General features: G+C 40.6%; 25 protein-coding genes. 9 read left to right on the top strand and 16 right to left on the bottom strand.

The window, feature by feature from the left end:
* The first annotated feature begins 1 nt into the window (after position 1).
* The 5 genes from EVU92_RS14315 to ccoG all read left to right on the top strand — a co-directional run bounded on the left by EVU92_RS14315 (position 2) and on the right by ccoG (position 6,618).
* Entirely contained in the window at positions 2-283 is a 282-nt protein-coding gene (locus tag EVU92_RS14315) for a DUF1315 family protein (protein ID WP_130051792.1), read from the top strand.
* The gene (locus tag EVU92_RS14310) at positions 273-2,954 is read left to right on the top strand and encodes a DUF349 domain-containing protein (RefSeq protein ID WP_130051791.1); all 2,682 of its coding nucleotides are present in this window, start codon (positions 273-275) and stop codon (positions 2,952-2,954) included. The genes EVU92_RS14315 and EVU92_RS14310 overlap by 11 nt, the downstream gene beginning before the upstream one ends.
* A 54-nt stretch (positions 2,955-3,008) precedes the next feature.
* Complete coding sequence (locus tag EVU92_RS14305) at positions 3,009-3,566, top strand: DUF1439 domain-containing protein (protein WP_130051790.1); 558 nt, start codon at positions 3,009-3,011, stop codon at positions 3,564-3,566.
* A gap of 112 nt (positions 3,567-3,678) precedes the next feature.
* On the top strand, positions 3,679-5,085 hold the full coding sequence (locus EVU92_RS14300) for a sigma 54-interacting transcriptional regulator (protein WP_130051789.1): 1,407 nt from the start codon (positions 3,679-3,681) through the stop codon (positions 5,083-5,085).
* 150 nt (positions 5,086-5,235) lie between these two features.
* Positions 5,236-6,618 (top strand): cytochrome c oxidase accessory protein CcoG, encoded by a 1,383-nt coding sequence (gene ccoG, locus EVU92_RS14295; RefSeq protein WP_130051788.1) that lies wholly within the window; start codon positions 5,236-5,238, stop codon positions 6,616-6,618.
* A 29-nt stretch (positions 6,619-6,647) separates the two neighbouring features.
* Here the strand turns inward: ccoG and EVU92_RS14290 are convergent, their stop codons facing one another.
* The 3 genes from EVU92_RS14290 to EVU92_RS14280 all read right to left on the bottom strand — a co-directional run bounded on the left by EVU92_RS14290 (position 6,648) and on the right by EVU92_RS14280 (position 8,806).
* Complete coding sequence (locus EVU92_RS14290) at positions 6,648-7,064, bottom strand: hypothetical protein (protein WP_130051787.1); 417 nt, start codon at positions 7,062-7,064, stop codon at positions 6,648-6,650.
* Between the two features lie 183 nt (positions 7,065-7,247).
* Positions 7,248-8,153 carry a M14 family metallocarboxypeptidase gene (locus EVU92_RS14285; RefSeq protein ID WP_130051786.1) on the bottom strand — a complete coding sequence of 302 codons (906 nt, stop codon included), beginning with the start codon at positions 8,151-8,153 and terminating at the stop codon, positions 7,248-7,250.
* 62 nt (positions 8,154-8,215) lie between these two features.
* Positions 8,216-8,806: a hypothetical protein gene (locus EVU92_RS14280; protein ID WP_130051785.1), complete on the bottom strand. Its 591-nt coding sequence runs from the start codon at positions 8,804-8,806 to the stop codon at positions 8,216-8,218.
* Between the two features lie 152 nt (positions 8,807-8,958).
* Between EVU92_RS14280 and EVU92_RS14275 the strand changes: the two genes are divergently transcribed.
* Positions 8,959-9,996, top strand: coding sequence for an AI-2E family transporter (locus tag EVU92_RS14275; RefSeq protein ID WP_130051784.1), 1,038 nt, complete (start codon positions 8,959-8,961; stop codon positions 9,994-9,996).
* A 59-nt stretch (positions 9,997-10,055) separates the two neighbouring features.
* On the opposite strand, the gene EVU92_RS14270 is transcribed toward EVU92_RS14275, so the two are convergent.
* From EVU92_RS14270 to EVU92_RS14250, 5 genes are all read right to left on the bottom strand, one after another.
* Complete coding sequence (locus tag EVU92_RS14270) at positions 10,056-10,472, bottom strand: hypothetical protein (RefSeq protein ID WP_130051783.1); 417 nt, start codon at positions 10,470-10,472, stop codon at positions 10,056-10,058.
* Entirely contained in the window at positions 10,459-11,796 is a 1,338-nt protein-coding gene (locus EVU92_RS14265) for an ATP-binding protein (protein ID WP_130051782.1), read from the bottom strand. The genes EVU92_RS14270 and EVU92_RS14265 overlap by 14 nt, the downstream gene beginning before the upstream one ends.
* Entirely contained in the window at positions 11,790-12,464 is a 675-nt protein-coding gene (locus tag EVU92_RS14260; protein WP_054552907.1) for a response regulator transcription factor, read from the bottom strand. Before EVU92_RS14260 ends, EVU92_RS14265 begins: the two co-directional genes overlap by 7 nt.
* A gap of 2 nt (positions 12,465-12,466) precedes the next feature.
* Positions 12,467-12,718: a PepSY domain-containing protein gene (locus tag EVU92_RS14255; RefSeq protein WP_130051781.1), complete on the bottom strand. Its 252-nt coding sequence runs from the start codon at positions 12,716-12,718 to the stop codon at positions 12,467-12,469.
* A gap of 152 nt (positions 12,719-12,870) precedes the next feature.
* Positions 12,871-13,170 (bottom strand): YciI family protein, encoded by a 300-nt coding sequence (locus tag EVU92_RS14250; protein WP_175580462.1) that lies wholly within the window; start codon positions 13,168-13,170, stop codon positions 12,871-12,873.
* Positions 13,171-13,346: 176 nt separating this feature from the next.
* On the opposite strand from EVU92_RS14250, the gene EVU92_RS14245 reads away from it, so the two are divergent.
* Entirely contained in the window at positions 13,347-14,771 is a 1,425-nt protein-coding gene (locus EVU92_RS14245; protein ID WP_130051780.1) for a sodium-dependent transporter, read from the top strand.
* A gap of 71 nt (positions 14,772-14,842) precedes the next feature.
* On the opposite strand, the gene EVU92_RS14240 is transcribed toward EVU92_RS14245, so the two are convergent.
* Complete coding sequence (locus tag EVU92_RS14240) at positions 14,843-15,481, bottom strand: CPBP family glutamic-type intramembrane protease (protein ID WP_130051779.1); 639 nt, start codon at positions 15,479-15,481, stop codon at positions 14,843-14,845.
* Between the two features lie 58 nt (positions 15,482-15,539).
* Entirely contained in the window at positions 15,540-16,127 is a 588-nt protein-coding gene (locus EVU92_RS14235; RefSeq protein WP_130051778.1) for an inner membrane-spanning protein YciB, read from the bottom strand.
* 192 nt (positions 16,128-16,319) lie between these two features.
* Between EVU92_RS14235 and EVU92_RS14230 the strand changes: the two genes are divergently transcribed.
* Together EVU92_RS14230 and EVU92_RS14225 are read left to right on the top strand one after the other, a co-directional pair.
* Complete coding sequence (locus EVU92_RS14230; protein WP_130051777.1) at positions 16,320-16,589, top strand: HU family DNA-binding protein; 270 nt, start codon at positions 16,320-16,322, stop codon at positions 16,587-16,589.
* Between the two features lie 136 nt (positions 16,590-16,725).
* Positions 16,726-17,298 (top strand): type 1 glutamine amidotransferase domain-containing protein, encoded by a 573-nt coding sequence (locus tag EVU92_RS14225; protein ID WP_130051776.1) that lies wholly within the window; start codon positions 16,726-16,728, stop codon positions 17,296-17,298.
* A gap of 54 nt (positions 17,299-17,352) precedes the next feature.
* Here EVU92_RS14225 and trpA read toward each other — a convergent pair whose 3' ends face one another.
* From trpA to EVU92_RS14195, 6 genes are read right to left on the bottom strand one after another with little or no spacing between them, the layout of a single operon-like run.
* Complete coding sequence (gene trpA, locus EVU92_RS14220) at positions 17,353-18,165, bottom strand: tryptophan synthase subunit alpha (protein ID WP_130051775.1); 813 nt, start codon at positions 18,163-18,165, stop codon at positions 17,353-17,355.
* Positions 18,162-19,346 (bottom strand): tryptophan synthase subunit beta, encoded by a 1,185-nt coding sequence (gene trpB / locus EVU92_RS14215; protein WP_130051774.1) that lies wholly within the window; start codon positions 19,344-19,346, stop codon positions 18,162-18,164. Before trpB ends, trpA begins: the two co-directional genes overlap by 4 nt.
* 7 nt (positions 19,347-19,353) lie before the next feature.
* Positions 19,354-20,718 (bottom strand): bifunctional indole-3-glycerol-phosphate synthase TrpC/phosphoribosylanthranilate isomerase TrpF, encoded by a 1,365-nt coding sequence (gene trpCF / locus EVU92_RS14210; RefSeq protein ID WP_130051773.1) that lies wholly within the window; start codon positions 20,716-20,718, stop codon positions 19,354-19,356.
* Complete coding sequence (trpD, locus tag EVU92_RS14205) at positions 20,711-21,730, bottom strand: anthranilate phosphoribosyltransferase (RefSeq protein WP_130051772.1); 1,020 nt, start codon at positions 21,728-21,730, stop codon at positions 20,711-20,713. Before trpD ends, trpCF begins: the two co-directional genes overlap by 8 nt.
* Before the next feature lie 9 nt (positions 21,731-21,739).
* The gene (locus EVU92_RS14200) at positions 21,740-22,345 is read right to left on the bottom strand and encodes an aminodeoxychorismate/anthranilate synthase component II (RefSeq protein WP_130051771.1); all 606 of its coding nucleotides are present in this window, start codon (positions 22,343-22,345) and stop codon (positions 21,740-21,742) included.
* Positions 22,345-23,913 (bottom strand): anthranilate synthase component 1, encoded by a 1,569-nt coding sequence (locus EVU92_RS14195; RefSeq protein WP_130051770.1) that lies wholly within the window; start codon positions 23,911-23,913, stop codon positions 22,345-22,347. Before EVU92_RS14195 ends, EVU92_RS14200 begins: the two co-directional genes overlap by 1 nt.
* Positions 23,914-24,094 lie beyond the last annotated feature (181 nt).

Here is a 24,094-nt window from a genome sequence, read left to right as displayed (position 1 = left end):
CATGAATATTGATCATATCGTTAAAAATATCACCCCAGAAGTATTTGAACGTCTTCAGTATGGTGCCTCAACCGGTAAGTGGCCTGATGGCACGCCTTTGTCTGAAGAGCAAAAACAACAAACCGTTCAACTCGTGATGCTTTATCAAGCTAAAGTTTCGCAAAGCAATGAGCAGTTTACCATTGGCGCAAATGGTGAAATGGTGCAAAAGAGCAAAGCTCAATTGCAAAAAGAGTTCGCATCAGAAAAAGAAATAGCTAGGTTTAGTGAAAATGATCTTTAAACACCTGTTTACTCCAAAATGGAAGCACCCTAAAAATCAAGTTCGTTTAGCTGCGGTTGAACGTCTTGATACAGAGCGTGACCTTAGTATTTTAAATAGCATTGCTCTTGAAGACAGTTCTGCTGAGATCCGTAAAAAAGCCCTGAACAAAGTCAATGATATTGTTCTATGGTGGCAAGCATACAAACAAGATCAAGCACTTAAAGACGTTGCAGAGCAACATATAAACCAAGCTGTGTTAAACACTGATAGCAAACTAGATGCAAACATCAAAAATGAGTTTATTGAGCGTTATGCACCAGTAAAAACGCTTGAAAAACTTGCGTTTGCAGAAAAAGAAATTCAAGTTCGGGTTAAATTATTAAAACGCTTAGCAAATCCAAGTTTAATTGATAAAGCCTTTAAAGAAGGCCGCGAAGAACTGCAATTGCAACTTGTTGAGCTTGTCATTAGTCACCAACTTGCTAAATCATTACTTAAACATGCAAAAGGTGAAGCGTATTCACAGCTAGCCGCTTACCTTGAAAATGAACGCCTAGCAACCGAAATGCCTGCAAAAGTTGAAGCAGATACACGTGTAGTATTAGCAAAGCTGAATGCACTTCGTGATAAAAATGATTTTCAGTTGGTATCAATGCAACAAGCTGAGTTATTACAGCAGTGGCAAGCTATTGAATTAAAATGGTTAAGCGATGAGCAAGTAAGCACACTTGATAAAAAGTATTCAGCGATTACGCAAAAGCTTGAGTCTCATATTGCACAACTAAGCAAAGAGCATGAAGCGGCGCAGCAAGCTTTAGCTGAGCAACAGCGTCAGGTCTTAGCATTAGCAAGCCTTGAAGCAATTGGTGAAGAAATTGAAAATGCATTGCAACTGGGTTTAGAAACGCCAGAACAAATTCAGCAAGACTGGCTTGAAGCTAAAGTTGCACAAGCAAAAGATGCGTTAACAGAGGCGAATCTACCTAATAACCAAAATGTTCGTGATGTAAAACAGCACTTAACAAATTTATTCAACCAAGTTGAAGAGTTACCGCAATTAGTTACTGCTATCGCTGAGTTTAAAGATGCATTTGATAAATTAAACACGGTTGCGACAACAGAAGAAGAAAGCGAGTTTGACGGCCTGAAACAGCAGTTTGAACAACAGCAAAAACTTGCACGTAAAAAGCTGGCAAGTATTCCTAATCGCTTACAAGGTCGCTTTAAAGCAAATTTAGCTGAAGCAGTAAATAGCTGGCAGCAAGCGATGGCACCGCTTACTAATAAGTTTGAGAAGAACCAACAAACAGCAAAGCGTAAAGCACGTGATGTAAAACGCTTAATTGACCAAGGGCGCTTTAATGTTGCATTTGGTGTGTTTAAAGGTTTTGAAGAGTTATACGCTACGCTAACAGAGTATTACAAGCAGCCATTAAATAGCCTAAAAGCTGATTTGGAAGCGCAATTAGCAGAAGCAAAAGATTGGCAAAAATATGCTTCAGCACCAAAGCGTGAAGCATTACTTGCTGAAGTAAATGAATTAGCCGCAACAGAATGTACAGACCCTAAACAACGCGCTGAGCAAGTTAAACAGCTGCGTCGTCGTTGGAATGAATTAGGCCGTTTAGACACTGATGCAGAGAAACAACAAGGTGAGTTATTCGATCAGCAAATAGAGTTGCTGTTTGCACCATGTCGTGAGTATTTTGCTGAGCAAGAGCAACAGCGAGAACAAGCTAAGGCACAGCGTCTTGATACAATCAAGCAAATGCAAGAGCTAACAGATCTTGATACGTCTTCTGATGAGTTCGATTGGAAGCAGTTTGAGAATAAGTTCAATCGTACCGCTAAAGCTTGGCGCTCAGCAGGAAATGTTGATCCTAAAACGTATCGTGAACTACAAGCGCAATTCAAAGCTGCGCAATCACTAGTGCAAGCACAGCTAGCTGCCTTCCATAAAGCAAATGCTGAGCAAAAAGCAGCGCTGGTAGAGCAGGCAACACAGTTATCTCAAAGCGATGATTTAGCGTCTGCGTGCCAAGAACTCAAGGTATTGCAACAAACTTGGCAAACTATTGGCTTTGCAGGAATGAAAGCAGAAAATACCTTATGGCAGCAATTTAGACGTGTTAATGACGACACCTTTGCAAAGCGCAGCGCCGAGTTTGAACAGCAAAAGCAAGTACAGCAGCAAAATGATGAAGTTGCAGCAGCGCAGTTGAGTGAGCTTGAGTCAGCACTTGAAACAGTGGTGCATCTTGCACAGCTTAAAGATTTGACAGTGAAGCTGGCTGAACTTGAGTACTCAAAAGCATTATCAGCACGAGTGAGTCAGTTAGAGACAGCGATTAGTGCAAAAACAGCGCACATTAGCAAGCAAGCAGAGCAGTCTAAGTTAACGGCTTTATTTGCTGCTCTTGAGAGCGGCAGCGAACTTCCTTCGCAATTCCAAGCTGCATTAACGACAAACTTAAATGCTGCGCAGCTCTTAACTCGTATCGAAATTTTGGCAGGTGTTGAGTCAGCTGATAGTCAGTTACGTATGACAGAGCAAGTTGCGATGTTAGATGATAAACACCGTGGTGAACATGCAGATGTTTATTATTACTTAAAGCAATTACTTGCAGTCAGTAAGGGTTCAGTTTCAGCTGACACACTAGCAAGGCTTAAAACAATATTTGCAATTTAACGAATAAAACCGCTTTTTGAAGCGGTTTTTTTCCGTGTGTTTTTGAGGAAAACAATGAGAATTTTATTACTACTTACCTGTTTATTTTTAGGGGCATGTAAAAGTACAGATCAAGGAATGTCGGTGTACTCGTTTACTAATTCAGAAATTGAAGCAGCCCTTGCTAATCAATTACCAAAACTAAGTGAACAGATTAAGCTGATGGGCTTACCTGTTGATTTTGCTGTAAACGATCTGAGTGTCAATGTCGGCCCAGATAAGCGTGATGTGGTGGTTTTAGGGGCTGATTCTAGTGCTGTCATCAAAGCTTTCGCGCTTAAGTATCCAGTCCGCTTAAAGCTTCAAATCGAAGGTAGTCCATTTTATGACAGCGAGAAAAAAGCGGTCTTTTTACGAAATGTAAAACTGGTTGATACAACTTTAGATACAGCGGGTTTTAAGGGCAGCTTAAACTTATTAGATGATCAAGCAATGCAAGTGATTAACGGCTTTTTAGCGGTTAACCCTGTTTATAAATTAAATATGAACGACCCTAAAGTTGCACTACTGAGCAAATTGCCATTAGATATGAAAGTATCTCAGGGCGAAATTATCTTAGTACCTAGACTATAAAAAATATTAAAAATTTTTAAAGCGGCCTTGAGCCGCTTTTTTGTAATTACTTGTTAAGCAAGTTCAACCTTGCCATAATTGCTCGTGATATTTCGCGAAACAAGTGATTGCTATGATCAAGGAATTTTTAAACGACCCTACGTTACTGTTAAATGCAGTTGGTGAAGGGATCTATGGCTTCGATTTATCGGGTAATGCGGTTTTTGTAAACCCTGCCGCTGAGCGCATGACAGGCTGGAAAGCAGACGAGCTCCTTGGTAAAAAAATACACCAATATCATCACCATACTCGTAAAGATGGGTCACCATATCCCGCAGATGAATGCCAAATATATTGCACTATGTTCGATGGTAAACATCGTCATGTAAACGATGAAGTCTTCTGGCGTAAAGATGGTAGCTATTTTGCCGTCGAGTATACTTCAACCCCAGTTTATAAAAATGGCGCCTTGATTGGTGCGGTCGCGATTTTTCGCGATGTATCAAAACAGCAGCAAACAGAAGTGGCATTGCGCGACGCTCTAGCGCAAGTTCAGCACTTGTCTGAGCAACTACAAGCTGAGAATGCTTACCTTATTTCAGAGTTAAACGAAGATTGGCAAGATTCCGGTTTGGTTGGTCAAAGTCATTCATTCCAAAGTATGCTCGAGCAAATTACCTTGGTAAGCCAGACTAATAGTACAGTTTTGATTTTAGGTGAAAACGGCACGGGTAAAGAGCTGGTGGCACGAAACCTTCATCGCTTGAGTAGCCGTGCTGAGCAACCTTTTATAAAGGTCAATTGTGCTGCGTTTTCAGCTAATTTAATTGAGTCTGAACTATTTGGTCATGAAAAAGGGGCATTTACTGGTGCAAATGAACGTAGAAAAGGGCGCTTTGAATTAGCTGACAAGGGGACTTTATTTCTAGATGAAGTGGCAGAGCTGCCATTAGAAGCGCAAAGTAAATTACTGCGCGTGCTACAAGAACAAGAGTTTGAGAGAGTTGGTGGCAGTCAAACTTTAAAAGTTGATATTCGCGTGTTAGCTGCAACAAATCGAAACCTGTGGCAAATGGTTGAGCAGGGTAGCTTTCGAATGGACTTGTATTATCGCTTAAATGTGTTTCCTATTCGTGTGCCAGCTCTACGTGAACGCAAAGAAGATATTCCACTTTTAGCAGCAAACATAATAACTCAGCTTAATAAGCGCTTAGGTAAGCAGTTAAAGGGGCTTAGCAAAGCAACGCTCACTAAGCTGGGTAACTATGATTGGCCTGGCAATATTCGTGAATTACAAAATATCCTTGAGCGTGAAGCTATTTTATCTAAGCAGTCTGTACTACAACTCTCTGCTCCGTTGAATAATGAACAACCGGATGAGCAGGTTGTCTCGCTTGATGCTGTACAAAAGCAGCATATTCTCCAGGTGCTAAAGCGTTGTAACGGACAAGTATCAGGTGATAATGGCGCTGCAACTTTACTGGGTCTTCCAGAAAGTACCCTCAGGTCAAAAATGAAAAAGTTGGCTATAAAACGCTAATTCGTGATATATCGCGAGCATTCGTGATATTTCGCGATTTTAATATTCTTAAATTTAAATTTCCCTTTTATATCAATGGTTTGATTTTATTTTTTGTTGGCCTGATAGTTGCTCTGTCAGGTTATTACCGACACAATAGTAAGTAGCAAAATGAAATTTGATATAAAAGAGCAAGACTTAATCATCAAGCCCTACAACCAAGATGGGCCAATTTATATTCGAGAGCAAAAAGGGCATTTCCAACGTATCCGCCGTTACTTAGGCTGGGTGCTGATGCTGACTTTTATAGCTATTCCGTGGATCCCATATGATGGTCGGCAAGCTGTATTACTTGATGTAGCAAGTCAAAAATTTACCCTGTTTGGATTAACGTTGTTACCGCAAGATTTTATGATCTTAGCCATGTTATTTATGACTGGTGCGTTTGCTTTGTTTTTCGTCACTAACTGGCTAGGTCGTGTTTGGTGTGGTTACACTTGCCCGCAAACAATCTGGATGCTTATGTTCACTTGGGTTGAACACAAAGTTGAAGGTAACCGAAACCAGCGTATTAAACTTGATAAAACAGCTTGGTCAGCAAGTAAATGGCAAAAGAAAATCACTAAACATGCCGCTTGGCTTGTGATCTCTTTACTCACATCAATGTCATTCATGGCTTATTTCATCCCGGCTAAGTCTTTGTACATGAGCCTATTTACCCTAGAAATGTCTGGCATTGTAAGCTTTTGGGTATTCTTATTCGCATTTTGTACGTATGGGAATGCGGGATTCTTGCGTGAAAAAATGTGTACTGTTGCTTGCCCATATTCGCGTTTTCAATCAGTAATGTTTGATAAAGACACCTTGGTGGTCACGTATGATCAAGAGCGAGGAGAATCTCGCGGTGCTCGTAAGCGTAAAGCCGATCCAAAAGAGTTAGGCTTAGGTGACTGCGTAGACTGTAATTTGTGTGTAGAAGTATGTCCAGCTGGTATAGATATTCGTAATGGCTTGCAATATGAATGCATAAACTGTGGTTTATGTATTGATGCCTGTGATAGCACAATGGAAAAGTTCAACTATCAAAAAGGGCTGATCAAGTACGCCTCGGAAAAACAAATGGAAGGTAAAACGACCAACCCATTTAGACTAAAACTTCTTGGTTATGGTGGTTTGACGGCGCTATTTGTCGTTGGGATGGTTGTGTGGATGGCAATGCGCACACCAATCGAGGCCTCTGTAATTCGTGACCGTAATGCACTGTACCGAGTTAATTTTGAAGGCTTGGTAGAGAATCCATATACCTTATCAATCATCAATAAAACGCAGCATAGTTTGAGTTATTCAATTGGTATAAGTGGTATCGAAGAAGCAAGCTTACAATTGCCTGAAACTATCAAAGTTGAAGCAGGTCAGATGAAGCGAGTACCTGTTACTGTGGTTGCTGATGGCTATGACTTAAAGTCAAAAGTAACGCCTATCAGTTTTCACATTCAAGCATTAGAAGATGCCAATATCGCAATTACTAAAGAGACTAAGTTTTACCGAGATTAATCCAACCCCAAAATGAAAATGGCTTGTTTTTAACAAGCCATTTCTGCAAATTCGAGTTTCTTTAGCACATGGGCTTTAGCGCTATCTAAATCATCAAATAAACAGTCCATTATCTGAATTGGTGATTGTGCTTGTGCAATGATGCGTTTCATTTGATTGAGTACAATTGATGAGCTAAACATGTATGCGGTAGCGACACAGTTAGTGCTTTGTAGAGCACGTAACAATTGGATAAACCCGCGTTCGGCCTCAGGAGTAGTAGCAAGTAATTGGGTAGAATGACTAATATAAGCCCACGGCTTTCCAGCTAGATCAGAAATATGCTTTTTTATATCTACTGCAAAGTCATTGACTAAACGTGCGTTAATATTACCAGAAAATTGTCCAATTATAATTGGACCATCAGTGATGATACTGACACTGCCATAGTGATTCTTAAATTCCAATTTGCTTCCCTTTTGAATTAAAAGAGCGCGAATTTTATACAATTCTATGTATGTGTCTAGTTATTTAATATACAATTATTAAAAAACATAAATAATTCAATTGAGTTGTTTTTTTGTGTGTTTTATATATTTAAGTGGTTTGGAGTAAATTATTTATTCACTCCAAATTTAAAATATAACTAACTATTTATTAACAATATAGTTCAATGCACCGGTAATCGAGGCTACTTGTGCATCAATACAGACTTCATCATTTGCCTGTGGGCTATCAGGGTAAACTTCTGTTGTTGTCACAAATTCAGCATCAGTGAGACCCATACATAAGCCGAGTTTTTTCGCTTGGTAATGAATAACACCCAATTGGGTTTGCGGTACACCAATCAACTGGTTATTCTCATCGCTAGGTGCGATATGAGTTACTTTTTCAACAGACTTAATAATCGCTGCCTGAAACGCGTCATGTGGACGTTCACTATCAGCAACGAGATAAAAGCCATCTGGGATGTTCCAGTTATCGTGAGTGGTTGCATCACGTGCTGCAAGAGCAGGACGAAACTCACTATTATCAGTATCAGTTGTTTCATGTAGGTCGATATGCACGTAAGGTGCAATGGTATTGTCAGCTAAATACTGCATGATTGCTGCAGACTCTTCAGCTGGGCTGTCAGCGTAGAATGAGCGGTTTGGATCTGTCGCATTAGGGTTCCAGCGATTAATTGTTTCATAACCCCACGGGCTGATACACGGTGCTACTAAAATATTAAAATCGGCAAAGTAGTCTTTAGCTTTGTTCTTAGCAAACGCTAATGCGCCATGCACACCACTTGTTTCATAGCCATGAACGCCACCGGTAACCAATACTGTCGGTTTATCAGCTTGCCATTGCTTGCTCTTTAAAATGTAAAGAGGGTACTTGTCGCTGTCGTAACTTAATGCACCATACTGTTCAATATTGAAATCGATTGATAAAGACTCTAATTGCGATACAACATCATCTATATAGCTACGTTTTACTGTCTGTGATTTAAACCATGCTTTTTTATCTGCTTCGTTCCACGGTTTACCTGGGGTTCCTATAGGGTAACTCATAAAATACCTTATTCGACTTGCTACAAAACGCCAAGCTTATCTAAGCCGTTAAGTCACTGCAACTAGATAAGTTCAGTGGTAAAGGTACCTTGCTCATACAGCTTTGCGTGATGGTGCTTATGGGCCTCAAATAAGTATCTACGAAGTTCCTCTTCACCTTTGCAAACCTTTACGATCTTACCTGCAATCCCTTTACTAGTGGTTCGAATTGGCTTCACACTAAGAATAATGTGATCTCTGCTAGGTAAATCAAATGCGAGTAATATGTCTTTGTTTAGCTCTGGAGCTTGACGCTTAGGCTTGAGTAACACGCCAGTACTTGATAAAGACAATATTTGAAATTGCTCGGTATGTATTTCGAGATCAGGAGTTCGCCAGCTGCGTTCGATCCCTTTGGTATCTATCACTTCTGGTGCACTGAGTAAGGGTATCAGCTGGCCATTTTCGTCATTGATAAACTCAAGTGGAAACCAAAGCTGATAAATACCCACCTCGGCAAGTAAAGTTAGTTTGGAATTTGCTAGTAAGCCGTTTAATTTATTTGGCAAGTTGAGCCTAACAGACATTTTTGTATCGGTTGGATCGCCATCAAGGTTTTCAGCCTCGAATAAACGGTTGAAAAAAGTAAGTTCTTGTTCGGATAAATGTGCCATATAAAGCTCCTTCTTTAGCACGCTTACTTATATGTATCATAAATTGTTCAAATTATGCACGTATAATCAGCATTAATTATGCCAGAAGCTTTGTGATTTATTTTGCGGCGTATTTCACTTACACTGATAAAAAAGTTAACAAGGATTTTATTTTGTCGAGCCTGACTGGTGTAAATAAAAGTTTAGTAATATTTGCTGCTTTAGTCGTTGTTTTAGCGGGTATTAAAGCTGCAAGTGTGATTGTTATTCCATTTGTGTTGGCGGCCTTTATCGCTATTATTTGTAATCCCTTAATCCGTTTCTTTGCCAAATACGGTATCCCTAAAGGTATTGCTGTGGTTTTTGTGATGCTGATGATTGTCGGTATAGGGATAAGCCTTGCCGGTCTGGTTGGGCAATCTATGACCGATTTTTCAGAAAATTTACCTGAGTACAAGGCACAACTCAAAGAAGAGTTTGTCTGGGTGGTTAACGTTGCTGCAAGCTATAACATTTTGATTGATAAAGAGCAGATTATTTCTTTATTTGATCCAGGTAAAATGATTGATGTTGCAACTAATATGCTCACCGGGTTAGGTGGGGTGATGGCGAACCTGTTTTTAATCATATTAACTGTCGTGTTTATGCTATTTGAAGGGCCAATGCTCAGCAAAAAAGTGCATTTAGCACTCGATGACCCTGAAATGAAAATGCAGCAAGTTGACCGTTTCTTAGATTCAATTAATTCTTATCTAGCCATAAAAACAATGGTTAGTCTAGGCACAGGTGTTCTTGCAGGATTCATGCTGTGGGCACTTAATGTTGATTATTTTGTGCTCTGGGCTGTGGTGGCGTTTATGCTTAACTATATTCCTAATATTGGTTCTATTATTGCTGCAGTACCAGCTGTGTTACTTGCTTTAATCACGCAAGGCCCATTGGTAGCAGGGTTTATCGCTGGTGGATATTTAGTTATTAACACAGTGATGGGTAATATTGTAGAACCGCGCTTTATGGGGAAAGGGCTGGGCTTATCGACGCTAGTGGTGTTTTTATCGTTGATTTTCTGGGGCTGGTTGATGGGAACAGTTGGTATGCTATTGTCAGTTCCATTAACTATGATAGTTAAAATTGCTTTAGAAACCAGCCAAGAAGGGCGATGGCTTGCTACTTTGCTAGGTAATGGTGAAGAGCTAAAACTTGAGGATTAAAAAGGCGGTTAAGCGCCTTTTTATTTTTCAAAATGATTAACGATTATAGCGACTTGGTATCACTTTAGAGGTTGTTGTAAAACCTTTACATGGTTTTTGAGAATTTCAATCTCACATTGTTTGTAGGCAATAGCGGCACTAGTGCCATTTGGCATTTTTTGTAAGTAGCGCCAACGACAACTGTCTTCTAAATAACGCTCTTGGTTTTTTATACTGCGATTAAAAATTGGTAGCAATTGGCTATTACCGGTATCTTCTTTTATTTTTTCAAGATCCATAGTGAGCTTATTAACCCACATTTTTTGGTCACGTTGCAGGTCTGCAATAACTTGATCAAGGCATTGAATATACCGCTTGGTGTCATCAGTATGGTTGCTCGCAAGCTCACAAGCTTGCTCTGCTTGAGCCTGTGATGCAGTCGTAATTAAACCTAAAAAGATGCTCTTAACGAATATGGATGTTTTATTTTTTATCATGGTAATTAAACTCTAATATAAACTCAGCGCCGGCTAGCTTCTCTGCATCTTTAATGGTTAATGTGCCATTATACGAGTTTACTAAATCAGATACGATAGCCATGCCAACACCATGGCCACTTTCGTAAGTATCGAGTCTGGTACCGCGAGTCAGTAATGATTCGCGTTTGTGCTCAGGAACACCTGGGCCATCATCACTTATGCTGAGTGTTAACTTTTTGTTCTGTTTAACCTTTATATCGACCTGTGAACGGCAAGCTTTACAGGCATTATCGATTAAATTACCGAGTAGTTCCATTAAATCGGTTTTATCACCTAAGAAATAGTCTTTTTCACTAACCTCAGAGGTAAAAATAATATCTTTATCGCGATAAACCTTGCTCATCGCGCTTAAAATTGAATCAATAACAGGTTTAATATGGGTTTGCTTTTTCCAAGTATCAGAAGCACCCGTTGCAGCTCGTTTTAATTGATGTTCGATCATCACATTAATACGATCTAACTGCTCTTGTGCATCGGCATCATTGGCTAAAGGGCTTGATTTAAGGACTGCCAAGGGGGTTTTTAATGCATGAGCAAGATCGCTTAACGAAGCCCTATAGCGCTCTTTTTGGCGCTGTTGCGATTCAAGTAATAAGTTTAAGTCGGCTTTTATGGTTTGCAGCTCTACTGGGTAGAGACCTTTTATTTGCTGATTATCGCCCGATTCAATGGCTTTAATTTCTTTATCAAGACGTTGCAATGGCCTTGCACTCCAAACAAAACCAATCGCCATAAGCGCTGCAATGGCCACACCCATTACATACATCCAATTTACTAACGTTTGTTTAAAGCCATCCATCAGCCTGAGAAGTGCATCATTACGTTTTAATAAGATAAAACGCGCATGCTCCGATTGGTCAATGTTTTCTAAAATAACGGTAAGGGTTAATTGCCAGTACACGGTCTTGTTGTATTCAACACGACGAAAATCCGCAGAGCCTGCTGGGGCTTCAAAGTTATCTGGAATAAAATTGATGTTGGTGGCTGATTCAGAATACCAAACAGGAAGATCACCACGATAAATCATTGCATAGGTATCTGAATTTAAACGATTTAGCTCTGGAGTTAAGATGGTGCTCGGCATTACAATGCCGCGTTCAGTGAAGTCAACTTCAGAAATAAGAGAATATAAATGAGCTTCGAGGGTTTTTTCGGTCGCTTCGACCAAAGAAGCGTAGTAAGCCTTACCAATTGAGAAAAACAGAATTGGCAAGGCTACTAATAAAACAAAGACAAGGATAAATCCTTGCCTTACTTTAAGCGGTATTTGCGATGCTACCACTGACTTTTAAGCCTATAACCACGGCCACGTAATGTTTCAACTGGGTTAAGGGTACCGTCAGGGTCAAGCTTCTTACGTAAACGCAATACGAAAACTTCTATTACGTTTGAATCAAGGTCGAAGTCTTGATCATAAATGTGCTCTGTCAATTCAGATTTAGAAATTACCTTTTGTGGGTTAACCATTAGATATTCTAAAACTTTGTATTCGTATGCAGTTAAGCTAAGTTCTTTATCATTAACCCAAACTTGTTGTGAGCGAGTGTGTATTTTGATAGGACCTGCTGTCATTTCTGGGTTTGCTTTACCTGCGCTGCGGCGGATAAGTGCATTACAGCGTGCAATCAGCTCTTCAACATGGAAAGGTTTAGTTAGGTAGTCATCAGCACCTGCATCTAAGCCTTCTACTTTATCCTGCCAACGGTCACGTGCAGTTAAAATCAAAATAGGGATAGTAATCCCCTGAGCACGGGCTTTGGTAATTAATTCGATACCATCTACTTTTGGTAAGCCTAGATCTACTACCGCCATATCAAGCGGGTACTCGGTAATATGGAATAAACCAGCTTCACCATCGTGACAAAGGTCAACGCTATAACGCTCTTTTTCAAGTGCATTACGGAGGTTATCTGCTAAGTGTAAATCATCTTCAATAACTAAAATTCGCATTCTTAATCCTTTTTCACTTCGCCAGTCTTTTTGTTCACATGGACATCAACCACATGGCCGTTCGTTTTTAAAATTCTTACGGTAAATACTTTATCTTGCTCTGTGATTTTTAGGGTTCGGCCGTCCTCAGATTTTTTGGCAATTGTCACAGCCTGTTTTTTAGTCACTTCAGAGACTTGTTTCTTACTGGCATCAGCATGAAAGCTTGATAATGCAAATAAAAGACTAAAACTGAAGGCTAATAATATGCGCATGACGGGGAACTCCTAAACCAGACCCATTTAGTTTAATTAACCAATTAACTAAAATTCAAGTAATTACGTTCAATTCTGTAATTTCAATAGACAAATCTTAGTTAATAAGCCGTGAACAAACACTGAATTAATGATTCAGTTAAGTTCAGACGTTAACCAAATACTTTTTTAAATGGTTTTACAACTGAGTTGTCGTAAACACCTGCAGCAATATAAGGATCATTTGCTGCCCATTCACGAGCTGCTTCTAATGACTCAAACTCAGCAACGACTAACGAACCTGTAAAACCAGCTTCAGCGGGATCTTCACTATCAATGGCAGGAAGCGGACCTGCTGTGAATAAACGGTTTTGTTCATCTAATTCTTGTAGACGTGCTAGGTGAGCAGGACGCGCAGATTTGCGTGCTTCTAAACTATTTTCAACATCAGTTGAATAAATCATATACAGCATGGTGTGTTCTCAATGTTATTTTTAAAAAATAGTAGCATATTCTTAGCAATAGACGAGAGAATATTCGCGTAATAATCTTTACACAAACCCATATAACTTTAACTTATAAAGCTTGAAATACGCGGTGTAACACTGGTAGAGTCGCTGGGTTGAGAAAATAATAATAAGGTTTTTAAATGAGCGAAAAACGCGAGCATTTTAGCTCCCGCCTCGGTTTTATTTTAGCGGCAGCCGGTTCTGCTGTAGGTATCGGAAACTTAGTGGGTTTTCCTGTTTCAGCTACAAAAAACGGCGGTGGTGCTTTCCTATTAGTTTATGCATTGTTTGTCATTTTCATCTGTTTACCAGTGATGATGGCTGAAATGGCAATGGGTCGTAAAGCGCAAAAAGATCCTCTTGGTTCTTACAAATTATTAGCGGGCAACGATCCTAAATGGAACTTTGCAGGCTTTTTAGCAGTATTAACGCCATTTATGATTGCTGTTTTTTATATGGTTATCACTGTATGGATTTTTGGTTATTTATCGCAAACTGCATTTGGTAATTTAGATGCTTTGGCTCAGCCAGATAACTTTGGCACTTTTATTAACAGCTACACCGTGTTTGGCTATATGGCAGTGGTTGCTATCATCGTTAACTTGATTTTGGTTGGCGGCGTAAAAGAAGGTATTGAAAAAGCAGCTAAGTTTATGATGCCAGCTTTATTCGTTCTACTAACAGCGTTGGTTATTTATGTATTAACACTTGATAACGCGATGGCTGGTGTGAAGTACTATATAGTGCCTGACTTTTCAAAAATGGATGCAAGTGTATTAAATGGTGCATTAGCACAAGCGTTTTTCTCATTGTCGTTAGGTATGGGTATTTTAATGACCTATGCATCTTATATTTCAAAGAAAGACGACATTGTTGGTAGTGCTAAAATGGTTGCTGTAACCGATTCTCTTGTTGCATTTATTGCGGGTCTTATGGTTCTTCCTGCTATATTTAGCTTTAACCCAAACACTGACCCAAGCACTTTATCTGACTCATCGGTATCGATGATTTTTGTTTATTTACCAAAAATACTATTAGCGTTACAAGCTGATATTGGTTATGTAGGTGCATCAATTGTTGCGTTTGTATTCTTTTTACTCGTCTTTTTTGCTGCAATTACGTCGCTTGTATCAATTGTAGAAGTTCCAACAGCAACATTAAGTGACCGCAAAGGTATTAGCCGTAAAAAAGCGTTGCTTATCTTAACTTTATCTACAGGTGTATTAACTGTGCTTTGTACGATGTCGTTTGGTATGGTTGAATCACTCACTAAGTTTGTTAGTTATGGCGGCGCAGATAAGAGTTTATTTGATATTGTTTATGATGTGTTTTACGACACAATTTTACCGCTTAATGGTTTAATGGTGTGTTTATTCGTTATGTACCGTTGGAAAAAAGCAAACTTATCAGCAGAGCTAAGCCAAGGCTGTGACGGCTATGTTGGTAGCTTCACAGAGAAGTATGTGAACTTCTCACTATCAACTTTTATCCCTGCCATTTTATTACTAATCTTTGTAAATACGGTGGCGACTAAATTCTTTGCATTTAGTATTTTCGGATTTTAAAAACCAGTTCAATACTTAGCCGCGCACTTTGCGCGGCTTTTTTATGCCTGCTATTTGTTGTGCTTTAATAATCAAAATGCTCCTGCATCAAGCACATCACCCAAGCCAAGGGTAAACATCCAAAGTCCCCACAAACTGTGTTCAATTACACACACGAAGGTAGAGCGGCTTTGCGAATAAGTATATGAGAACAACAGTCCACCTAAAAATGCTAGAAGTACGGCCAATACATTCGCATAGACAATATGCGCCAATGCAAACACCGATGCGCTGACAATAATACGCACCGTTTTACTTGGCATAATGCGTTTATAACGATGGAAAAAATAGGTTCTAAAAATAAGTTCTTGCGGCATCACCGATAAGATAGGGTAGAGCAGTAGCAACATTAGCCAATCGTTGAATGAGTTTCGTGGTAGTGAAAACCAGTTTTCTTGATTCATGATGCCGTAAAACATCCCGGAGAATAGCGCTCCTAAAAAGAAAAAACTAAATAAACGACGTTTTACCGCACTAAATTGCCCGAGGCTTGTTAAGCGAAAACGCTTAAAGTGGGGATCAGACAGAAGCAGCATGCCACATACAATCATTAAGATAATAAGTGCGGGAATGAGCCAGTTAGCGAGGTAGGCACGCAAAAAGAAGCCTAAGAGCGGCAAAGAAACAAATATGAGGGAAAATTCAAACCAGCGGTATTGGTTAGCGTTCAATGTCGTCTCAGCGTTTTTTTTGTTTACGCTAACAAGCTAAGACGACAGTTTTATGACACTAAGATTGCTTTGAATCTTTCTCTTCGTCATCTTCTGGTAAGTATTTGAATAGGGCGATGATTGTTGCTAACACGCAGACAAAGGTAATACCCATTAAGCCAAACACTTTAAAGTTAACCCAAAAGTCGAGTGAGAAGTTATACGCAATGTAGATATTAAGCGCAGAAATACCCGCAGTAATTGCAACCCAAAACAGGTTAAGCTTGTTCCATAATGCTTCTGGTACCTTTATTTCTTGTTTACTCTCAGAGGCATTTTCTAAAATCGAGCTAAGTGCTTTTTTCACTAGGTTTTTGCCAAGTACATAGCGGCTTACTAACAAAGTGACACTGAAAATTGCATATACAATGGTGGCTTTCCATTTGACAAACTGTTCATCGTGAAAAACTAAAGTAAGTGTACCTAACACCACCGCAATGGCAAAAAACAGCCAATGTCTGGTCGGCACTTTGCCATCCTTAAAATAACAATAAGCAACCTGAATTAAGGTGGTTAGCATCAGCAATGCTGTTGCCCAATAAATATCAACTAACTTGAAAACCGCAAAGAACAAAATCAGCGGGATGTATTCAATAATCGCATGCATAGATTTATAAATGCTCTAATTTAAAAAGATACTGGGTTGTATCAAGTTATTGCGCAAGATACAAGGTTGACTTAGTAGAGCTGAAAGCTTAGCCTCCCGAGCCAATCTGGCCTAAACCTGCGTTTAGGTTGTTTTACCTTATCTTTTTCCGCTTAACCTCAGATGATTAAGTGGCGTATTTTGGAGCATTTTATGAATAAAGCCGCGTTAGTATCACAAATGGCTGCCCACAGTGAATTAACAAAAAAAGACACACAAGCTGCCTTAACTAGTATGTTAAATGCTATCGAAAAATCACTGTCTGAAGGCGATCAAGTGCAAATTAATGGCTTTGGTACGTTTGCATTGAGTTATTACCCAGCACGTAAAGGTCGTAATCCACAAACAGGTGAAGAAATTGAAATTGAAGGCGCTAACAAGCCTGTTTTTAAACCTGCTAAAGCATTAAAAGACGCCCTATAAGCAGGATTTGCAAATTCGTTGTAGCATTTACACACTGAAACAGGATATTTTTAAATTAAGTTAATACTTTCAATGTGTTAAATTTGGCATGTTGTCTGCTGCTATTACTTTAGGTTTACCTAAATAAGGAGATAACATGTCAAATTTAAACAGCCAACTTAATGGTAAAAAGATTGCCATTCTAGCAACCAATGGTTTTGAGCAAAGTGAGCTATTATCACCACGCAGCGCATTGTTAGAAGCAGGTGCACTTGTAGAAGTCGTGTCTCTTGAACGTGGAGATATTACTGGCTGGGATGAAAACCAATGGGGTGAAAGAGTCACTGTGGATCGTGTAGTTAGCGAGGCTGACTCAAGTGAATATGATGCCCTATTGCTACCTGGTGGTTTATTCAATCCAGACACACTGCGTCAAGATAGCGAAGCAAAAGCCTTTGTTGATGGTTTCTTCAGTGCAGGTAAAAATAAACCCATTGCAGCGATTTGTCATGGACCATGGCTACTAGCTGAAGTTAACAAATTACGCGACCGCAAGGTGACGTCATACCCAAGCATTAAAACCGACTTAATCAATGCTGGTGCAAATTGGGTTGATCAAGAGGTGTGTGTTGATGAAGGTATAGTCACAAGCCGAAGCCCAGCTGACTTAGAGGCTTTTAATCGAAAATTCATTGAAGAAATTAAAGAGGGTGTGCATCGCTATCATTAATAGTTAGATACAATAAAGGGCCTATAAGGCCCTTTTTTAAGTAAACTAAACAACTTATTTTGTAGCTGCTTTCATACTGGCTATAAACTCTTTCAACCCACTTAGCATAGCTGCTTTGTCATCAAGGTTTGCTTCTATGATTTTAACTACTGCAGAACCTGAAATCGCCCCAGCGGCCCCTGATTCGAGTGCTGATTTAACATCTTCCGGTGTTGATACTCCAAAGCCTAATAAAGCTGGTGCAGCATGATAATCTTTTAGCTTTTTAACTAACGAGTCTGCTGGCATTTGTGCTTTAGTTTCTGTTCCCGTAACGCCTGCGCGTGATAACAGATAAGTGTAACCACGGCCATATGAAGCACACTCGCGTAAAGTGTCGTCATCAGCATTAGGCGTGGCAATAAAAATTGGGTCTATGCCATTTTTCATTGCTGTTTGGCGAAATAGCTTTGATTCATGTAGCGGTACGTCAGCCACTAAAATTGAATCGACACCTGCTTCTTTAGCATCTTGATAAAACTTTTCGATGCCACGCTTAAACACCAGATTTGAATACAATAATAGGCCAATTGGAATATCTGCATTGTATTCACGCACTTGTTTGATGATATCAAAGCAATCTTGGGTATTAATGTTTTCATCAAGCGCACGAATGTTGGCCGCTTGGATAACAGGGCCATCTGCAATCGGATCAGAAAATGGAATACCTAACTCAAGGGCATCAGCGCCGCCATCAATTAAGCTTTTGATGATTTCTACACTCAGTGCTTTATTAGGGTCGCCAATGGTCACAAACGGCACAAACGCACCTTGGTTTGTTTCATTTAATGTGGCGAACAGTTGTCCGTAACGGTTAGTCTGGCTCATAGTGCGCCTCCTTCTGATAAAACACTGTGTACGTGAGCCAAATCTTTATCGCCTCGGCCGCTTAGGTTAACCACTAAAATAGTGTCTTCGGTTTGTTGCTCGGCATATTTAAGGGCATATGCTAGGGCGTGGCTTGACTCAAGGGCTGGAATAATCCCTTCGTTTTTAGCTAATAATTGGAATGCCTCTAGAGCTTCAGTATCGCTAATACCAACGTATTGTGCACGGCCTGTTTCATGTAAATGAGCATGCTGTGGACCAACGGCTGGGTAATCAAGACCTGCTGAAACAGAGTAAGACTCTTCAATTTGACCATCATCATCTTGCATAATATAAGTATAAGTACCGTGTAAAATGCCCTTTGTGCCCTTACATAAGGTCGCACCATGTTGATGCGTATCTAAGCCTTTACCAGCAGGTTCTACACCAATCAGTTTTACGCTTGGCTCATCAATAAAGTCTGTGAACATACCAATTGCATTAGAGCCACCGCCAACACAAGCAAGCACGGCATCCGGTAATCGACCTTCTGCTTTTAACACTTGTTGTTTTGCTTCTTCTCCAATCATTTTTTGGAACTCACGTACCATGGTTGGGAATGGGTGAGGGCCTGCTGCAGTGCCCAGTAAATAGTGAGCATCTTTGTAATTAGCAGACCAATCGCGTAGTGCTTCGTTTACTGCGTCTTTTAAAGTACCAGAGCCTGCTGTGACAGGAATAACCTCTGCACCCATTAGTTTCATTCGAAATACGTTTGGTTGCTGACGTTCAACGTCTTTTGCGCCCATGTAAACACGGCACTTTAAGCCAAGTAGGGCACACGCGAGGGCAGTTGCAACACCGTGTTGGCCAGCACCTGTTTCTGCAATGACTTCTTTTTTCCCCATGCGCTTTGTAAGTAGTGCTTGACCAAGTACTTGGTTGGTTTTGTGCGCACCGCCGTGGAGTAAATCTTCACGCTTTAAATATAGTTTTACCTTTGGGTTTTTAACTAAATTACGTGTCAATGTTAGTGGCGTAGGGCGACCTGCGTATTCATTTAATAGTTTTTCAAATTCAGCCTGAAAAGCTGGATCTTTTTGTGATTTATTAAACTCTGCTTCTAGTTGCTTGAGTGCAGGCACAAGCAACTGTGGTACAAACATACCACCGAATTCACCAAAATAAGCTGGATTTTGCATTATAACCTCAATAATTTCTGATATGCGAAAACGCATTTTGTAATTTTGTTTGGCACTTTTTACCCGCTGACGCTTCAACGCCAGAATTTAGGTCAAGGCCATTGGCACCGCGATAAAGCGCTGCATGAATATTCTCTGGATTTAAACCACCGGCTAACATAAAAGGCACCGTTGCCGTTTCTAGTACAGACCAATCAAATGTTTCGCCTGTGCCGCCTTTTTGGCTTTTGCTGTAAGTGTCGTACAAATGGCGGTCAACCCCTTCAAGCGGTTTTGGTAATTCGCCTTTAACGGCTTGTGCTTTCCAAATTTCACAGCCAAGCGGTAATTGCTTTCTGAGAGTTTGAATATATTCGCTATTCTCGTCACCATGTAATTGCACTGCAGCTAGCTTTAAACTTTGTGCATAATCTACTACTTGTTCAACAGGCGCATTGACAAAAACACCAACATAAGCGAGCGGGGCACTTTGTGTTACTTGCTTGGCGCAGTCGATATCGACATAACGTGGTGACTTAGGGTAAAAAATTAAACCGCCATAAACAGCACCACTCGCGTAGGCTGCCATCGCGTCTTGTGAACGGGTTAAGCCACACACTTTATTTTCACCTAAAATCACTTTACGACACGCGGCTTCTAAGTCGCGCTCAGCCATGAGTGAGCTACCGATTAAAAAGCCGTCGCATAATGGCGCTAGGCGTTTTACATCTTTATGGGTATAAATGCCCGACTCTGAAATGACCACTTTGTCATTTGGGATAAGCTGGCGTAATCGCTCTGTTGTCGCAAGATCAGTACTTAAATCACGAAGGTCGCGGTTGTTAATGCCAATAAGGCTGGCATTAAGTGCAAGTGCGCGGCTTACTTCTTGCTCATTACTGACTTCAGTGAGTACCGACATATTCAAAGAATCAGCCACTTTATGAAGCGCTAAATATTGTTCGTCATCAAGGACAGAGAGCATTAATAAAATAGCATCACCACCAGACAAGCGTGCTAAATAGACTTGGTACTCATCAATAAAGAAGTCTTTACAAATTAGCGGCTGCTCAACTTGGCTGCGCACATATTCAAGGTACTGATAGCTGCCTTGGAAATATTTTTCGTCAGTAAGCACACTCATGCAGGTTGCGTACTTTTTATATACCGAAGTAATTTCGTCTAAATTAAACGGCTCGCGAATAAGCCCTTTTGACGGTGATGCTTTTTTACACTCTAAAATAAATTGTGTGCCAGTTGCTGCTAACGCTGCTTCAAAGTCTCGCTTGGTTGGTACAACATCCTCAATGAATGACTCAAGCGGGCGCTGTGCTTTTCTTTGTTCTAATTCAATGCGTTTGTCGGCAACAATTTTGTCTAACACGTTAGCCATGACTTACCTCAATAATTGCGTTCAATGTGTCCATCGCTTTGCCTGATGCTAATAATTCACTTACTTGATCTGCGGCTGCTTTTAAATCACTTGTTTTATCAGTTAAATAAAGAAGTGCCGCAACGTTGGCTATAATAGCTGCGTTATGCGCCATTTCACCTTGACCTTGTAAAATCGCTAAGCTTGCTTTTGCGTTATATTCTGGCCCTTGGCCTGCTAGTTGTTCAAGTGAATAGTTTGCAAGACCAAAATCGCTCGCTGTTAGCGTGTATTCGCTTAGTTCACCGTTATTTAGCTCAACCACTTTGGTTGTCCCGTGCAAGGCAATTTCGTCAGTGCCTGCACCATGAACCACCATGGCGCGTTTAGTGCCAAGGGTTTTTAAGGTTTCTGCCATTGGTAAACACAGTGAAGCGTCATAAACACCAAGCAATTGAACCTCGGGTGCAGCAGGGTTGGCAAGCGGCCCTAAAATATTAAAAATTGTGCGGCTTTTAAGGGCTGTTCGCACGCCCATCGCATGGCGTACACCACTGTGATAATGCGGCGCAAATAAAAATGTGAAGCCAGTATTTTCTAAACAAATGGCTGCTTGCTCAGGGCTCATATCGATATTGATACCCAAGGCTTTTAGTAAATCCGCAGAGCCAGAATTACTCGATACACTACGATTACCATGTTTGACCATGTTGATGCCCGCAGCGGCGGCTACAATAGCAGCAGTGGTACTAATATTAATTGTATTTGAGCCATCGCCACCGGTACCACAGCTATCTGCAAGCAAGGTTTTGCTGGTTTTAAATGGCACTGCATTGGCGCGCATTGATGCTGCCGCACCGGCGATTTCATCACTCGTTTCGCCTTTTAGTTTTAGGGCGATAAGTGCAGCGGTTAATTCAATATCATTAAGCTGACCATTCATGATGGCGTCAAACAATGCAGTTGCTTGCAGAAATGATAAATCTTGCTTTGCTAATAATTGGTTTAACTGGGTTTGGGTTGTTGCTTCCATGTTATTCCTCTACTGCACGCGTGCGGTTAAAAATTCAATGCTTTGCTGTAATAGCAATGCGCCATTTGGCGTTAAAATTGACTCAGGATGAAACTGATAGCCAAGGGCATTATCTTGTTGGTGGTAAATTGCCATCGGAATAGTCTCATAAGAAGCAATTACTTCAACGTCATCAGGGACTTTGGTTGCCATTAATGAATGATAACGAGCAACCGGCATTTTATCGCCCATACCTGCAAATACTGGGTGCTCAGTCAACGCAATAATTGATGACTTGCCATGCACTGTTTCACCTGCATGACCAATAATCCCACCGTAGCTTTGTGTTAGTGCTTGCTGTCCTAAACAGATGCCCAGCATCGGGAAGCGGCCTTTACACAGTTCAATGAGTTCCATTAAACAACCCGCATCCGATGGTGCGCCAGGGCCGGGTGAAAGCACTAATAACACGGGCATTGTCTCTTGGCACATTTTGTCAAAGATGCTTTGTGCACTGATGTTATTACGGTATACCACTAACTCGCACCCTAACATAGAAAGTTCATCGACTAAGTTATAACTAAATGAATCAAAGTTATCTAAAAAGTAGATTTTATAGGCTGATGTTGTTGTCATTATTGTGCCTCGTAGGTCGATTGAATCGCAGTGATCACGGCTTGCGCTTTAGCACGAGTTTCATTGGCTTCTGATTGTGGTTCTGAATCAAACACCACACCTGCACCTGCTTGCACGAAGGCTGTGCCGTTTTTAACAAAGGCAGAGCGAATAACAATGCAGCTATCCATGGCACCATCACCCGTTAAATAACCTACTGCACCACCATAGCTGCCACGGCGTTTTTGTTCGGTTTGACGAACTAATTCAGCGGCACGTACTTTAGGTGCGCCCACTAACGTGCCCATGTTCATACAGGCTTGGTAGGCATGGAGCGCATCTAATTCTGGCTTTAAAGTACCAACAACACGTGAAACTAAGTGCATCACTTGTGAGTAGCGGTCTACTTTTAATAACTCTTTAGCGTGGCGTGTGCCAGGTACGCTAATACGAGCTACATCATTTCGCGCTAAATCTACTAACATCAGGTGCTCAGCACGTTCTTTTTGATCGTTGCGAAGCTCAAGCTCAATGCGGCTGTCTAGGTCTGGATTAATTTGTCCGTTAGCAAACTTGCCACGAGGTCGAGTGCCGGCAATAGGGTATACCTCAACTTGTTTACTCTCTGGGCAATATTTGAGGGCTGACTCGGGCGATGCACCAAATAATACAAACTCTTCATCGCGCATGTAAAACATATATGGGCTTGGGTTTTGTTGTTTTAATTGGCTGTAAGCATGAAGTGAGTCAGGGCAGGCGAGAGAAAAAGTACGTGATGGAACAACTTGGAAAATATCACCATCAACAATGTTCTTTTTTAACCTGATAACATGTTCACAGTATTGCTCGTCGCTAACATCGATAGAAATAGGGTTTGAGCCTGTTTGTTTTTGCCCTTGGTAGCTTTGTGCATTGTCACATACGGTATTTAAACGTTCTAACTGTTGACCCACTTCAAAGCAGTTAGCGTGTACTTCAGGGCCGTTAAACACATTGCCGATTAGTTCTGTTGTTTTTGCCTGATGGTCGATGACAACTAACGTTTCAGCTAAGTAGAAAACATAATCTGGGCAGCTATTTTCGCCGTCAGGTACATCAGAAAGGGCTTCGAAATTAGCAACCATATCGTAGGCAAACACACCGCCTAAGAACACAGAAAACGGGTTGTCTGTGGTACTTTTAATACTGTTAATGCAGCTACGTAGCGCACTAAATGCGTTATCTGCTACTAATTTACTGGCTTCATCAATGTCGCTTGCGATCTCGTTGTAGGTTAACGTTAACGTGTCATCTACAAGCTCAGCAGAACAGTTTTGCACATGACTTTGTAAATAAGGCAGTAATTGTTTGCCATTATTTGACTGTGCTGTGAGTGTGACCTGTTTGCCTTGGCAAACAATACGTAGCGCTGAGTCAACCAAAATTAGACTTTTTACACTGTCTTTTGAATCAATTTCAGCAGACTCTAACAGCAGTGAATTAGGCTTATCGAGTAAACTGTATAACGCAAGTGGGCTACTAATGTAGTCACGCACTTGAGTGATACTGGTTACTTCACCCGGTGTCGTCGTTATATGACTAAAAATCAAACCTTATTCTCCCTCATTCCCAAAAACTCTTTAAAAAACAAAACCCCGCGAAGCGATGCTTGGCGGGGTTCGTATAAAGATGCCTATAAATTAGATAGACCCTTACCGTCCCGCTAAGCCAGGCGCCACCACCAATGATGTGTAAGAGTTGCTATGTAATTCATTATAAAACCTTAAAATT

The sequence above is a fragment of the Pseudoalteromonas sp. MEBiC 03485 genome (genome assembly GCF_004195145.1).
Taxonomy (GTDB): Bacteria; Pseudomonadota; Gammaproteobacteria; order Enterobacterales; family Alteromonadaceae; genus Pseudoalteromonas; species Pseudoalteromonas apostichopi.
This window is presented reverse-complemented; position numbering and strand designations above follow the sequence as displayed.